Raw genomic sequence first — 12083 nt, 5'->3', positions numbered from 1 at the left:
GGTGAACCCAGGGGAGAGGGCTTCGCCCCCTCCCCTGACCCTTTTCCCTCCTTCTTCCGGGCCGGGCCGCCGAGTGACGGTCTCGCTTCGCGGGCTCAGATGCGACCAACTCGGTCGTTCCCGGCCTGGTTGGGTGCAAATCCTTCTTCCGGGCCGGAGCCTTGGGGTAACGGTCTCGCTCGGCGCCCCGTGCCTTACCCGCAGTCCCGAAAACTTGGGAAAGGCGTCCTCGCCGCGACCGACCCCATGGTTCTCCGGGCTTGATGGGTACAAGTCCGCAATGCCTGCGGGGAGGGGGCCGGGTAATGGGGGTGAGGGGCGGGGATGGAGTGCGCCGCGGACCACTGCCGATCTCCCCGCCGGGTCTTCGCCGCACCCGTCCCCCGCAGGTGGGTTTCATATCACTGCTTGCGGGCCGGGGGATGGACATTCACTCGCTCGCTCACTCTCTCGCGCGCGAACCTCCATAAAGCGCGGGAGGACGACAGCTTGCCGGAGAAGGGCGTCGCTGCGTTGCGGCCGCGATGCCGAAAGCCTCGAGGGCAGGGTCATGGTATTATTTGACTTGCAGGATGTGATGCAGTGAGGGGGCTGCCAATGGACGATCGCTATATCCTGGTGAACGACGTGGGGACCACGGGGGTGCGGGCGGCCCTGTTCGATCGAGACGCGAACATCCTCCACGAGACCTACGCGGAGATCCCGCAGTTGTTCCCCAGGCCCGGCTGGACGGAGCAGGACCCCATCCTTCTCTTCGAGAAGTGCGTGGAGGTGACGCGGGAGACCCTGAGGGAGGCGGGCGTGGAGCCGTCGCGCATCGCGGCCATGGGCATCGCCACGCAGCGCGCCACCAGCCTCCTCTGGGACCGCGCGAGCGGGGAACCGGTGTACAACGCCATCACCTGGCAGGACACGCGCATGTCCGACACGTGCGAGAAGATCAACCGCAGCCCGCTGTTCCGCTTCCTGCACCTGCTTGGCAATATTTACCAGAGAATCGCCGTCCTCGGCGAGGGCCTTCGGCGCAACCGCCTGGGGAAGCTGCTCATCACCGCGGCGCACTTCACCGTGACCCCCGCCCAGTCCTCCGCCCACGCCCGCTGGATCCTGGACAACGTGGAGGGGGCGGCGCGCAGGGCGGAGGCGGGTGAACTGCTCTTCGGAACCGTGGATTCCTGGCTGGTGTGGAAGTACACGCGGGGAGCGGTGCACGCCACCGACTACTCCAACGTGAGCGCCACCGGCATGTATGACCCCTTCGGCATGCGCTGGAGCCCGCTCCTCCTCAAGCCCTTCGGGCTGCCGGGCGGGTTGCGCCTGCCGGAGATACGGGAGACCAGCGGCGACTTCGGGGTCACCGAGGCCTTCGGAGAACCCATCCCCATCCGCAGCGTGGTGGCGGACCAGCAGGCCGCCCTCTTCGGCGAGGCCTGCTTCGAGCCGGGGAGCGTGAAGTGCACCAACGGGACGGGGTCCTTCATCGACATGAACACGGGCGAGGAGCCCATGGCCTCGGTGCACAGGCTCACCCCCCTCATCGCCTGGAGGATAGGGGGAAAGACCACCTACATGATAGAGGGGATCATCTCCAGCGCGGGCTCCTCCGTGCAGTGGCTGCGGGACAACCTGCAGATAATCAGGGAGGCCGCGGAGTCGCAGGAGCTGGCGGAGTCCTGCTCCGACTGCGGCGGAGTCTACGTGGTCCCCGCCTTCACCGGGCTCACCGCCCCTTACTGGGACCCCTACGCGCGGGGCACGGTGATCGGCCTCACGCGGGCCACCACCCGCGAGCAGGTGGTGAGGGCTACCCTGGAGTCCATCGCCTACCAGTGCCGGGACGTCATCGAGGCCATGCAGGGGGATTCCGGCATCGAGGTGCGCGCCATCAAGGCGGACGGGGGGGCCTCCCGCAACGACTTCCTCATGCAGTTCCTGGCGGATATCCTCGAGGTGCAGGTGGAGCGCCCGGAAATGCTCGAGGCCACGGCACTGGGGGCCGCCTACCTGGCGGGCATGGCGGCGGGATACTGGAGATATCCCGACGACATCCTGGGGACCAGGAGGGTGGAGAGGGTCTTCGAGCCCCGCATGGACGCCGCCACCCGGGAGCAGCTCTACGCGGGCTGGAAGCGGGCGGTGGAGAGGGCGCGCCGCTGGGCCTGAGCCGGCGCGATGCAGCGGGACGGCGGAAGCGGGGGGTGGCGGGGAGGTCCCCGCGCGGCTTCACGGGAATTACGCGTACGGCGCCGGCCCGGAGGATGTGACGGGAACGGGCTCGCCGCGGGAGGCGAGGCAGCGAGGGACGTGGCGCGTAAAACCGCGCGCCGCAGAACGCGTCGCGGATAACAGCGCGGACAGGGGGCGCGCGGAGTGGGTGCCCAAGCATTACCTAGGCGCCTTCCGGGCGGCAGGGGATACGTTGACGTTTCGCCGGGCGCCCGGGGGTCGAAATACATATTCCCCGCAGAGGTCGCACCAGCCTACCGTTTCGCCGGGCGCCTTGGGGTCGAAAAGGATCGAGAGGCCGCACAATGCCGTACCATCATCCCGGCAAAACAGGCTGAACCCGGATGAAGAAAGGGGCGACCCCCGAAACGTTCGACTTATCCGCCCTGGCGACCAGGTTGGTCGGGGAGGCGAAAAACCGCAACGAGGTCGAGGGAAAAGCGGAGCCGGCAAGGGATGCTGAATCGTTTCGGTTGGCGCTTTCCTGCTCGAAAAAGATCGGGAGACCGGCAAGGGATACGGTTGACAGGCAGGGGTGCGGGATATTAGGTTTATGATATCAAGTTAAATTGAACTTTAAAAATCCTGACCTGCGCCCGCCGCCCTTGGCGGGCGGGCGCGGAGGCGCGGGAACCCGGTTGCGGGGTAGCCGTCGGCGACGGAGCGAGGCGGAGGAGGTGCCACCATGTCTCTACCGGACAGGAACAACCCCTACAGCTTCAACCCTTACCTCGAGTGGCGCAGGAACGTCGATTACTACGCGGACGATCCTTTCCTGCAGAGGATGCTGCGCGCGTTCGCGGGCCCCGAGGCAGAAGCGGTGGACCGCGAGGCCAGGGAGTTCTCGCGCAAGGCCTCCTTCCGCTGGCGCGATCTCGCAGAGAGGGCGGCCACGCCCGAGAACCGGCCCTACATGAAGCATTTCGACGGACACGGGAACCGCATCGACCGCATAGTGCGGCCTTACGAGACGGAGGTCATGGAGAGGGAGGTCTTCTCGGAGGGCATGTTCTCGGACGCCGTCTCGCCCTGGGCCCGCTTCATGAAGATCTTTCTCTTGAGCGAGAACTCCGAGGCGGGGATAGTATGCCCGCTGGCCTGCACGTGGGGCTTGGCGGCACTTCTGGAAAAATATGCCGACAGACCAGAGACGCAGCGCATCCTCGCACACGTGAAGGATGGCCGCGACGGCGAGTACGCCGTAGGCGCCCAGTTCGTCACCGAGATCCAGGGCGGCTCCGACGTCCCCGCCAACCTCGTGGAGGCCGTGCAGGAGGGCGGGGAATGGCGCATCTACGGGAGGAAGTTCTTCTGCTCGGCTGCCCAGGCCGACTACGCCGTGGTCACGGCTAAGCCCAGCGGCTCGGAGCGCGTGGGCTGTTTCGTCGTCCCCATGTGGCGGGACAAGGAGAGGGAGATACGCAACGGGTACACAATAGACCGCCTGAAGTGGAAGATGGGAACGGTGGAGCTGCCCACCGCCGAGATCACCTTCGACGGGGCGCTCGCCTACCCGGTGGGGCCCCTGGACAGGGGAGTGGCCATCGTGGTGGGGATCGTGCTCACCATCTCCCGCCTGGTGGTGGGCATAGGGGGAGGGGCGGGCATGGCGCGGGGGCTGCGCGAGGGCAGGAAGTACGCCGAGTTCCGCACCGCTTTCGGACTCCCCCTGCACCTTTTCCCCATGGTGGCCGCGCAGATCGCCGAGTACGAGAGGTGCACCCGGCGCACCATCGCCGGCAGCTTCAGGCTGTACCGCGATTTCATCGCCCTACCCGGCGGGCTCGCGCCCGGCCTCACCACCCGGGAACCCCTGGACCTGAAGAGGAGACGCTTCGAGGTGCGCCAGCTGGTCATGTTGCAGAAGATCACCGTTGCCGCGGACACCAACGACTTCGCCCGCAGGGGCATCAGCCTCTTCGGGGGCCACGGCGTCATGGAAGACTTTTCCATTTTCCCCCGCATGCTGCGCGATGGGCTGGTGAACGAGCTCTGGGAGGGGCCCCGCAACGTGCTGCTCACGCAGATGCACCGGGACTTCCAGCGGGTGGCGGAATGGTACCCGGCGGACGAGTTCGTGGCCTCCGTGCTGCGGGGGGCTGACCCCTCCCTGGTGGGGGAGTTCTCGCGGGAGATAAGGGAGCTCCTCTCCATACCGCACCTCTTCGAGATGAACGAGAGGACGCTGGAGGTCTGCACGCGCTGGGACGATTTCTGCGGCCGCCTCTTCCACGCCTACCAGGACCTGGCCCTCGCCGATGCAGAGGCCGCGGCGGAAGCGGGAGAATACGCGGCGAAAACGGCGGCGGGTAGGTGACTCACGAGGCGAGGGAGCCCGTGGGGGAGTATGCGGGGCGGCATGACGGGACGGCCATGGGACGCGACAGGAAGATGACCATCTCGGAGCTGGCGGGAGAATTCGGCATCGCGCCCAGCGCCATCAGGTATTACGAGGAGGTGGGGCTGCTCTCTCCCCACCGCGACTCCCCCAGGAGCCAGAGGCTCTACGACGAGCGGGACCGGGCGCGCCTCAAGCTCATCCTGCGCGGCAGGCGCTTCGGCTATTCCCTTTCCGAGCTCGCCGACATCCTCGCGCTCTACGACGCCGACCCCACCCAGGAGAAGCAGATCGTGCGCACCCTGGAATACGGGTTCCGGCATATCCGCGAGATAGACGAGAGGATAGAGGAGCTCCTGGAGATACGCGGCGAGATGCTGGAATTCGCCCGGGACTTCCTCGCTATCCTGCAACGGAAGGGAGGGGGAGACGGCGGGAGGGAAGCTTTCCTGGAAGCGGCGGGGAAGGTCATCGCCGAGCTGGAGGAAAGGGAATTCGGTCCCGTCGCCGGGAAGCGTGAGGGGCCGGGAAAGGGGCCGGGAAGGAGACCAGTGAAGAAGGCGGGGAAGAAGGCGGGTGAGAAGGGCGCTGCACGGGGCGCGAAGGTTCGGGACCGCGGGTCCGCAGGGAGACCGTCACGGGAGGGATGAGGATGTTCGACTTCGTCATGAGCGAGGGGCAGAGGAGGCTGCAGGAGGAGGTGCGTGACCTGGTGAGCTGGGTCCCCCGCCAGCTCATCCTGGACATGGATGCCATGATCGCGCCCTTTCCCAGGTTTTTCCTGGAGGAGGCCGGAAGGAGGAACCTCCTCGGCCTGCGTTTCCCCGAGGAATACGGGGGGCGGGGCCTGAAGTGGGAAGACGAGATCATAGCCATCTCCGAGATGTCCCTGGTGGGAGTGCCACTGACCTGCCTCTACTCCCTGGTGAGCATCGTGGGGGAGTGCATCGTCCAGTTCGGGAGCGAGGACCAGAAGCGGCGCTTCCTGGTGCCCACCATCAAGGGGGAGAAGGTGTGCGCGGAGGCGCTTACCGAGCCGCGCGGCGGCTCCGACTTCTTCGGCGCCACGTGCACGGCGCGCCGCGAGGGCGACCACTACGTCCTGCACGGCCAGAAGCGCTTCATCGTGGGCGCGGAGGGAGCCGATTACTTCATGGTCTACGCGCGCACAGACCCGGACGCCCCTCCCCGCGACGGCCTGAGCTGCTTCCTGGTCGAACGGGACGAGAGCGTGGAGGTGAAGACGGTCTACGGGCTCATGGGGGCGCGGGGCAGCGGCACCGGCAGGGTTCTCTTCCGCGACACCAGGGTACCGGCGGAGAACCTGGTGGGGGAGGAGAACGGCGCCTCGCACATCTTCTACCGCATGATGGTTCCCGAGCGCATGACCTCGGCGGCCGGATGCGTGGGGGCGGCGCGGGAGGCCATAGAGCTCGCGGCACGCTACACCACGCGGCGCAAGGCCTTCGGAACGGCCATCAAGAACTTCCAGGCGGTGAGCTTCATGATCGCCGAGAGCCTGGTGAAGCTGGACGCCATGGCCAGCCTCATCTGGATGACGGCGCGGGCCATCGATTCCGGCGTCCCCCACGGAAGGATGCGGCGCATGGTTTCGGAGGCGAAGAAGTTCGCCACGGAGGCCGTGTGGGAGATTTGCTACAACGCCATGCAGGCCATGGGGGGTATCGCCTACACCAACGTCTATCCTATCGAGAGGATGCTGCGCGACTCCCGCCTCCTCTCCATATGGACGGGCACCAACCAGGTCATGAACCTCATCATCCAGCACGAGTTCTACAAGGAGCTTGAGCAGCAGGTGAAGGGGAGGAGGGACGTGGAGCTGGACGCCCCGGAGGCCTTCAACGAAGACGAGAAGATCTACGAGTAGAGAACTCTGACGGGCGGGAAGGCCTGCGGCCCAGCCTTCGCTTCAGGGGTCCGCCCGGCCGGCTGGTAACCGGGTCCGGCACGGGCGCCGGGGCGCGAAAGGGGATGCCGCGCCGCCTCAACCCTCCTTCGGGGCCCAGGAGGACAGGATAGGGCGCATGATCACCGACGCGGCCTCCTCACCACGCGGCAGCAGCCAGTCCTCCTCGAAGGCCATCATGTAGGTGAGAAAGAAGAAGATGAGCACGAGGACCCAGGCCAGGTAGTCGGGATCGAGGGAGGGGTCGAGGGTCCCCTCCTCGATCCCGGCCCGTACCAGGGCATTGATGTCGCCCGCCCTGTCCGCGAGCAGGCCCTCGATATTCTGCTGGAACTCCCTCGTCGCCGCCTCGGAAACGGTGTTCACCACGATGCGCAGCATGTCGGGGTTCTCCTTGCAGAAGCGCAGGTGCGCCCGCATGATGGCGTCCGCCAGTTCCGTGAAGTCCCGGGCGGGGGGGAGCTCGCGCCAGAGGTTCTCCACGATGGCGTCGTAAACCTCGTTGCGCACGGCGTAGAAGAGCTCGCGCTTGGAGGGGAAGTGGCGGTAGATGGCGCGCTTGGTGATGCCGGCGGCCCGCGCGATGTCCGCCATGGACGCGCCGTCGTAGTTCTTGGCCGCGAAGGCCTTGAGGGCCGCGGCGACGATGAGCGGGCGGCTGTTTCTCCTGGAAGGTCTCGTCCCGGGCATGGCGTCAGTCCTCGATGTGATCGGAGGTGGAAATGCTCAAGAGCAACCTGTCCACCATTTCCAAGTACATGTGCTTGTCGCTGAAGGGGACCTCCAGGCCCAGCGCGTTGGCGATGTAGACGATCTCCATGAGGGCGATGAAACTCCAAGCGAACTCCGCGGCGTTCACCTCGCTTTTCGCCTCGCCCCGTCGCTGTGCCTCCTCGATCATGTAGGAGACCGCCGCGTAGAGGTGGTGCAAGCGGTCCACGGGGGTACGGTGGAAGCCCCCGCGCCCGAGTTCTGGGATGGAGTAGTAGTAGGCCCTCATCTTGCTGCGGTGGCGTCTCGTGTAATCGAAGGCGGCCTCCGCCGCCTCGCGCAGGCCGGCCAGCGGGTTGCCGCGCTTGAGGACGCGCATGACCACGTAGTGGGAGAGGTCCTTGATGGTGCGGTCCCGCATGCACTCCACCAGGTCCCGCTTGTCCTCGAAGTGCTGGTAGAGGATGGGCTCGGTGATGCCCGCCTCGGCGGCGATGTCCGCCGTGGTGCATGAATAGTACCCGCGGCGCGCCAGGCAGCGCTCAGCCGCCTTCAGGATGCTCTCCCTGCGCTTCTCCGCCGGCAACCGCTTTTTGGCCATGTGCCTCGTCCCTTCCCGCAAGCGCCGCTACGGCAAGCGTTCACGGGCGTTAAAATAACCCGCCCCCATTTTAAAAGAACCAGTTACTAACGATATAAAACGTTCCGTGCTAATAATAGCACGCCGCCAGGCCGTCGGCACGCCGTCGAGGCCGCCTTTCAGCAGCAGACAGAAAGAGGTCATCAAGGGAGTCCCTCTTTTTCGCGCGTGGGTTCGTCCTCCCCGCCGGCCTGCTCCTCGGCTTGCTCCTTATCCCCGCTCCTGTCGCGGGCCTTCTCCACAAGCCACGCCCTTATGGCTGCCTTCCTCTGTTCGGGATCCTCCAGGTTGTAAACGATACCGTCGATCTCGACGCGTTTTCCTTCCATGGGCCCCACCGCGGATCGCTGGAAACATGTCTCCGTCACATAGCTATTCGGCGGCAAGGCAAGCGGACTTGATAAAAGGAAAGAACGAGAAAAGTAAAAGGTTCTCCGGGAGACGGATACGTTGGGAAAAAGCGCCCGGGAGCGAGGCCGGAGAAGGGAGCCTGCCGCGGCGGAGGCGGGTTGTTCGCCGCGGACGCGCTTGGTGCCCCGTGCCGTGCGCTTTCGGCCCCGTCCCCTAACGGGGGAAGCCGAAACGCTTCTGCACCCGTGCCACCGTCTTCAGCAGCCAGGGGTACTGGCGGGCCCTCATGCCCAGGAAGCGGGTCTGGATGAACTCGAGTATCACGCCCGTCGAGGCGATGGTGTCCAGGTAGGCGTAATCGATGGTCATGCCCAGTTGCTTCAGGGTGCCCCGCTGCAGGATGCCGATTCCCGCCTCGCGGGCCGCCTCAAGCCTCTCTTCCAGGTCGTCCACGGCGAAGCCCAGGTGGTGCAGGCCCTCGTCGCGGTCTCCCAGGGTGTGGAGGTGGAAGCTGTCCCCTTCCAGGATCTGGATGAGCTCGATCTGGACCTTGCCGCTGTAGCCCATGGCGATGCGCCCCTTGATGGTCGTCTCCCTGCCCCGGTCCAGGCAGTAGGCGGTCTCCCCCTCCAGAACCAGCCAGGGGCCGATCCCGAAGGTCTTTTCGAAGCGCTCTATGGTGGCGTCCATGTCCCTGACCACCACGCCGACCTGGGCCAGCCTGGGCATGTGCAGGTGCTTCGCCGAGCTCATCCCGTAACCCCCCCTTGCCTTTTCCTGGGAGGCAGCTTGGCCAGGATGCTCGCCACCCCGCTCACCAGGCTCTCCTCGTAGACCTCGCGCGGCTCCGTGCTGTATTTCATCCAGTGGATGACGGTGGACTCCACCATCCCCACGAGCATAACCGCGATGATGTACACCTGTTTCTCCGGGACGGCATCCATGTCCGTGTAGCGTTGGACCCTTTCATTGACCAGGTCGATGATGCTCAGCCTTATCTCGGTGACGCGTTCCTGGGCCTTGCTGTCCACGTTGAGGTCGGTGTCGTAGATGAGGCGGAACCCCGCCTCCGATTCCTCCACGAAGTCGAAGTAGGAGCGCACCGAGTGGCGGATGGCCGTGAGCCAGTCCGCCTCGCTCTCCTCGAGGCGGAGCAGGGAATCGCGGAGGTTCTCCCCGGAACGGTTGATGATGGCCAGGAGCAGGTCGAGCTTGCTGGAAAAATGGCGGTAGAGGATGGGCTTGGTGACGTCCGCCCTCTCGGCGATGGTGTCCATGAGAGCGCCGTGGTACCCGAACTCCACGAAGGTGTCCAGGGCCGCATCGAGGATGACCTTTCTCCGCTCCGACGCGGGGAGCCGTTTCTTCACGCGGTTCTCGTTCTTCTCCATGACTTCACCAGGGAACATATTACCATGCTTCCCTTTGCCGTTGAAACGGCGATGCTTCCCGTTGCCGCAGCAACGGTGCCGCGCGGCGGGTCCTCGCCGCACGGCGGGCTCCGTCAGTCCGGCACGGTGAAATAAAAGGAAGCCCCTTCCCCCGGCGTGGAATCCAGCCACACCCTGCCGCGCCAGCTCGCCACGATGCGCCGCACGACGTAGAGTCCCATGCCGTAACCCGGCGAGCCTTCGTCCATCTGTCGGAAGGGCTCGAAGAGGGATTCTCTCATCTCTTCCGGGATACCCGGCCCGTTGTCCCTTACCGCGATGACCGTCTCCCCGTCTCCCGCGTCGGAGCTCACCTCGACCAGGGGACCGGATGTCTCCCGGTTGAACTTCAACGCGTTTTCCACCAGGTTCACCAGCACCTGCCGCAGGAGGACGGGGTCGGCGGTGACGCTCTCCCGCTGGAGGGAGAGGAGCATGCGGGCCTGCGGTGCCTGTTCCTGCATGCGCAGGTCGTCCCATATCTCGCGCGCCATGTCCGCCAGGTTCACCTCCACGCGGTTCCAGGGCTCCAGGCCGCAGCGCGCCATCTCCATGACGGAGTCGATGATCCTCTCCATTCCCCGGCAGGCCCTGAGGATGTAATCGAAGTACTCCATCTCGTGGGGCGCGCACCTCCCCTCCGCCGCGTCGCGGGCGAGGCGCGCGAAGCCGTCTATGCTGGTCAGGGGAGCGCGCAGGTCGTGGGAGACCATCTGGGCGAAGGCCGCCAGGTCCTCGTTGCGCTCCCGAAGGTCATCTTCCAGTTCCTTCCTGGCGGTTATGTCTATATCCATGCAGAACACCTCGATCGGCCTCCCCGCCCGCATTACCGGGAAGATGGTGGAATACACCCATCTCTGGTTGCCCCAGCGGTCGCGGGTGATCCATTCCCGCGGCGCGGAAGGCCTTCCCGTCTCGCCGATCAGGCGCAGCTCCTCCAGGAAGCTCGCCGCCTCTTCATGGTCCAGGATGAGCTGGTCCAGGGTCTTGCCCAGGGCTTCCTCCTGCCGGAAACCGTAAAGCTCCTCGGAGGCGCGGTTCCAGTAGGTGACCCGCCCTTCCTGGTCATAGCCCTGCACCGCCACCAGGGGAGCCTGGTCCAAGGCCGCCTTGAAGCGGGCTTCCGCCTCGTGGGAAACCCTTTCCTCCCAGTCCCCCGGGGTTAGCCCGGGCAGCTCCTTGACCAGGGAGAGGAGCAGTCTTTCGTCCCCGCCCTCCAGGAAGGTAGCGGTGACGGCAACCCCTTTTTGCGAACCGTCCTTGCTCAGCGCCGTGGCGGTGAAACCGAAGAACTCCCCCTTGCGTGTCTTGATGAGCTCGCTTTCGGAGAGGGCGCGCTCTTCCGGTATGTGCAGGTCCTGCACGTGCATGGAGAGCAATTCCTCCCTGCTGTACCCGGTCAGGCGAGAGGCGGCGGGGTTGGCGTCCAGGATCTTGCCCTCCGTGTCGTGGAGGAAGACAGCGTCGCTCGCTTGCTCAAGCACGAGTCGCCATCTCTCCTCGGCCTGCCTCGCCCTGGCCTTGGAACGCCTCTCCTCCGTAACGTCCCTCACCACCGCCAGGGTGTACATACCCTCGGGGTCCTGCCTGGCGGAGGCGGTGAGCTCAAGACAGACCTCTTGGCCGTCCCGGTGGATGGCCCACAGGTCGTAGGTGGGGTCGAGCTCCTCACCCGCCTGGCGGCGCCGGTACCTTTCCATCACCATCTCCCTGCTGCGTGGTGCGACGAATTCGATGAAGGGGCGGGAAGTGAACTCCACAGCGCTGTAACCGAGCATCTCGCAGAGCTTTGGGTTGACGTAGGTGGCGCGTTCCCCGCGCAGCAGGGCGATGCCGGCGTTGACGTTCTCCACCAGGTGGCGGTAGCGCGCCTCCGTCTCCTCCCTGGCCAGGCGGTCCCGGTAAGCCTCCCACTGCCTGCGGATGGTGAGCGCCAGGCGCTTGAACTGCAGGAGCCCGGAGCGCTTGATGATGTAATCGTCCGCCCCCATGCGCAGCGCCTGCGAGGCCACCTCCTCGTTTCCCTGGCCGGTAAGGATGATGAAGGGTATCCCGATTTCCCTTGCGCGCACCCTCTCGAGGAGGTCGAGGCCGCTCATCTCCGGCCCCAGGAGGTAATCGCTGAGGATGACGTCACAGCCTCCCTCCCCGATCACCCGCAGGGCCTCTTCCGCGCTGCTTGCGGTGACTATGCGCAGGCCTGGATCCTCGCGTTCCAGGCTCCGCCTTATGAGGAGAGCATGATCCGGGTTATCCTCCACGTGAAGAACGCGGATGCTTTCCTGCAAGTGACTCCCTCCTCCTACTTTCAGTCCTACGTGGACCGGCGGGGAATCGTGCCGGGAACCTGCGGGATGTGCCCGGGCCGCTGGTGGGGTGCGCAGGGACGCGCTCCCTCACAACCCGTTCCTTTCGCATCCCCGCATACCGGCTCGGGGGCTCGCGGAACGCGAAGCCGCG

General features: G+C 65.7%; 10 protein-coding genes. 4 read left to right on the top strand and 6 right to left on the bottom strand.

Annotated elements, in window-relative coordinates; genetic code table 11:
• The first annotated feature begins 597 nt into the window (after positions 1 to 597).
• The 4 genes from H5T73_09675 to H5T73_09660 all read left to right on the top strand — a co-directional run bounded on the left by H5T73_09675 (position 598) and on the right by H5T73_09660 (position 6452).
• Positions 598 to 2163: a glycerol kinase gene (locus H5T73_09675; GenBank protein ID MBC7248033.1), complete on the top strand. Its 1566-nt coding sequence runs from the start codon at positions 598 to 600 to the stop codon at positions 2161 to 2163.
• A gap of 748 nt (positions 2164 to 2911) precedes the next feature.
• On the top strand, positions 2912 to 4543 hold the full coding sequence (locus tag H5T73_09670) for an acyl-CoA dehydrogenase family protein (GenBank protein ID MBC7248032.1): 1632 nt from the start codon (positions 2912 to 2914) through the stop codon (positions 4541 to 4543).
• 74 nt (positions 4544 to 4617) lie between these two features.
• Positions 4618 to 5214, top strand: coding sequence for a MerR family transcriptional regulator (locus H5T73_09665; protein ID MBC7248031.1), 597 nt, complete (start codon positions 4618 to 4620; stop codon positions 5212 to 5214).
• Positions 5215 to 5216: 2 nt separating this feature from the next.
• A complete protein-coding gene (locus tag H5T73_09660) occupies positions 5217 to 6452 on the top strand; it encodes an acyl-CoA/acyl-ACP dehydrogenase (GenBank protein MBC7248030.1) in 1236 nt (411 codons plus the stop codon).
• Positions 6453 to 6569: 117 nt separating this feature from the next.
• On the opposite strand, the gene H5T73_09655 is transcribed toward H5T73_09660, so the two are convergent.
• The 6 genes from H5T73_09655 to H5T73_09630 form a co-directional block, all read right to left on the bottom strand.
• On the bottom strand, positions 6570 to 7181 hold the full coding sequence (locus H5T73_09655) for a TetR/AcrR family transcriptional regulator (protein ID MBC7248029.1): 612 nt from the start codon (positions 7179 to 7181) through the stop codon (positions 6570 to 6572).
• A 4-nt stretch (positions 7182 to 7185) separates the two neighbouring features.
• Positions 7186 to 7803, bottom strand: coding sequence for a TetR/AcrR family transcriptional regulator (locus tag H5T73_09650; GenBank protein ID MBC7248028.1), 618 nt, complete (start codon positions 7801 to 7803; stop codon positions 7186 to 7188).
• A 182-nt stretch (positions 7804 to 7985) separates the two neighbouring features.
• Entirely contained in the window at positions 7986 to 8171 is a 186-nt protein-coding gene (locus tag H5T73_09645; protein ID MBC7248027.1) for a hypothetical protein, read from the bottom strand.
• A 235-nt stretch (positions 8172 to 8406) separates the two neighbouring features.
• A complete protein-coding gene (locus H5T73_09640) occupies positions 8407 to 8946 on the bottom strand; it encodes a VOC family protein (protein MBC7248026.1) in 540 nt (179 codons plus the stop codon).
• Complete coding sequence (locus tag H5T73_09635; protein ID MBC7248025.1) at positions 8943 to 9584, bottom strand: TetR/AcrR family transcriptional regulator; 642 nt, start codon at positions 9582 to 9584, stop codon at positions 8943 to 8945. Before H5T73_09635 ends, H5T73_09640 begins: the two co-directional genes overlap by 4 nt.
• 113 nt (positions 9585 to 9697) lie before the next feature.
• The gene (locus H5T73_09630; GenBank protein ID MBC7248024.1) at positions 9698 to 11911 is read right to left on the bottom strand and encodes a PAS domain S-box protein; all 2214 of its coding nucleotides are present in this window, start codon (positions 11909 to 11911) and stop codon (positions 9698 to 9700) included.
• Positions 11912 to 12083: the final 172 nt, after the last annotated feature.

The organism is Actinomycetota bacterium (assembly GCA_014360655.1).
Classification (GTDB): domain Bacteria; phylum Actinomycetota; class Geothermincolia; order Geothermincolales; family RBG-13-55-18; genus JACIXC01.
This window is presented reverse-complemented; position numbering and strand designations above follow the sequence as displayed.

Bases quoted from the DNA above. Each gene is read 5' to 3' on its own strand.
- H5T73_09675 (MBC7248033.1), top strand. From the start codon at position 598: ATGGACGATCGCTATATCCTGGTGAACGACGTGGGGACCACGGGGGTG.
- H5T73_09670 (MBC7248032.1), top strand. From the start codon at position 2,912: ATGTCTCTACCGGACAGGAACAACCCCTACAGCTTCAACCCTTACCTC.
- H5T73_09665 (MBC7248031.1), top strand. From the start codon at position 4,618: ATGACCATCTCGGAGCTGGCGGGAGAATTCGGCATCGCGCCCAGCGCC.
- H5T73_09660 (MBC7248030.1), top strand. From the start codon at position 5,217: ATGTTCGACTTCGTCATGAGCGAGGGGCAGAGGAGGCTGCAGGAGGAG.
- H5T73_09655 (MBC7248029.1), bottom strand. From the start codon at position 7,181: ATGCCCGGGACGAGACCTTCCAGGAGAAACAGCCGCCCGCTCATCGTC.
- H5T73_09650 (MBC7248028.1), bottom strand. From the start codon at position 7,803: ATGGCCAAAAAGCGGTTGCCGGCGGAGAAGCGCAGGGAGAGCATCCTG.
- H5T73_09645 (MBC7248027.1), bottom strand. From the start codon at position 8,171: ATGGAAGGAAAACGCGTCGAGATCGACGGTATCGTTTACAACCTGGAG.
- H5T73_09640 (MBC7248026.1), bottom strand. From the start codon at position 8,946: ATGAGCTCGGCGAAGCACCTGCACATGCCCAGGCTGGCCCAGGTCGGC.
- H5T73_09635 (MBC7248025.1), bottom strand. From the start codon at position 9,584: ATGGAGAAGAACGAGAACCGCGTGAAGAAACGGCTCCCCGCGTCGGAG.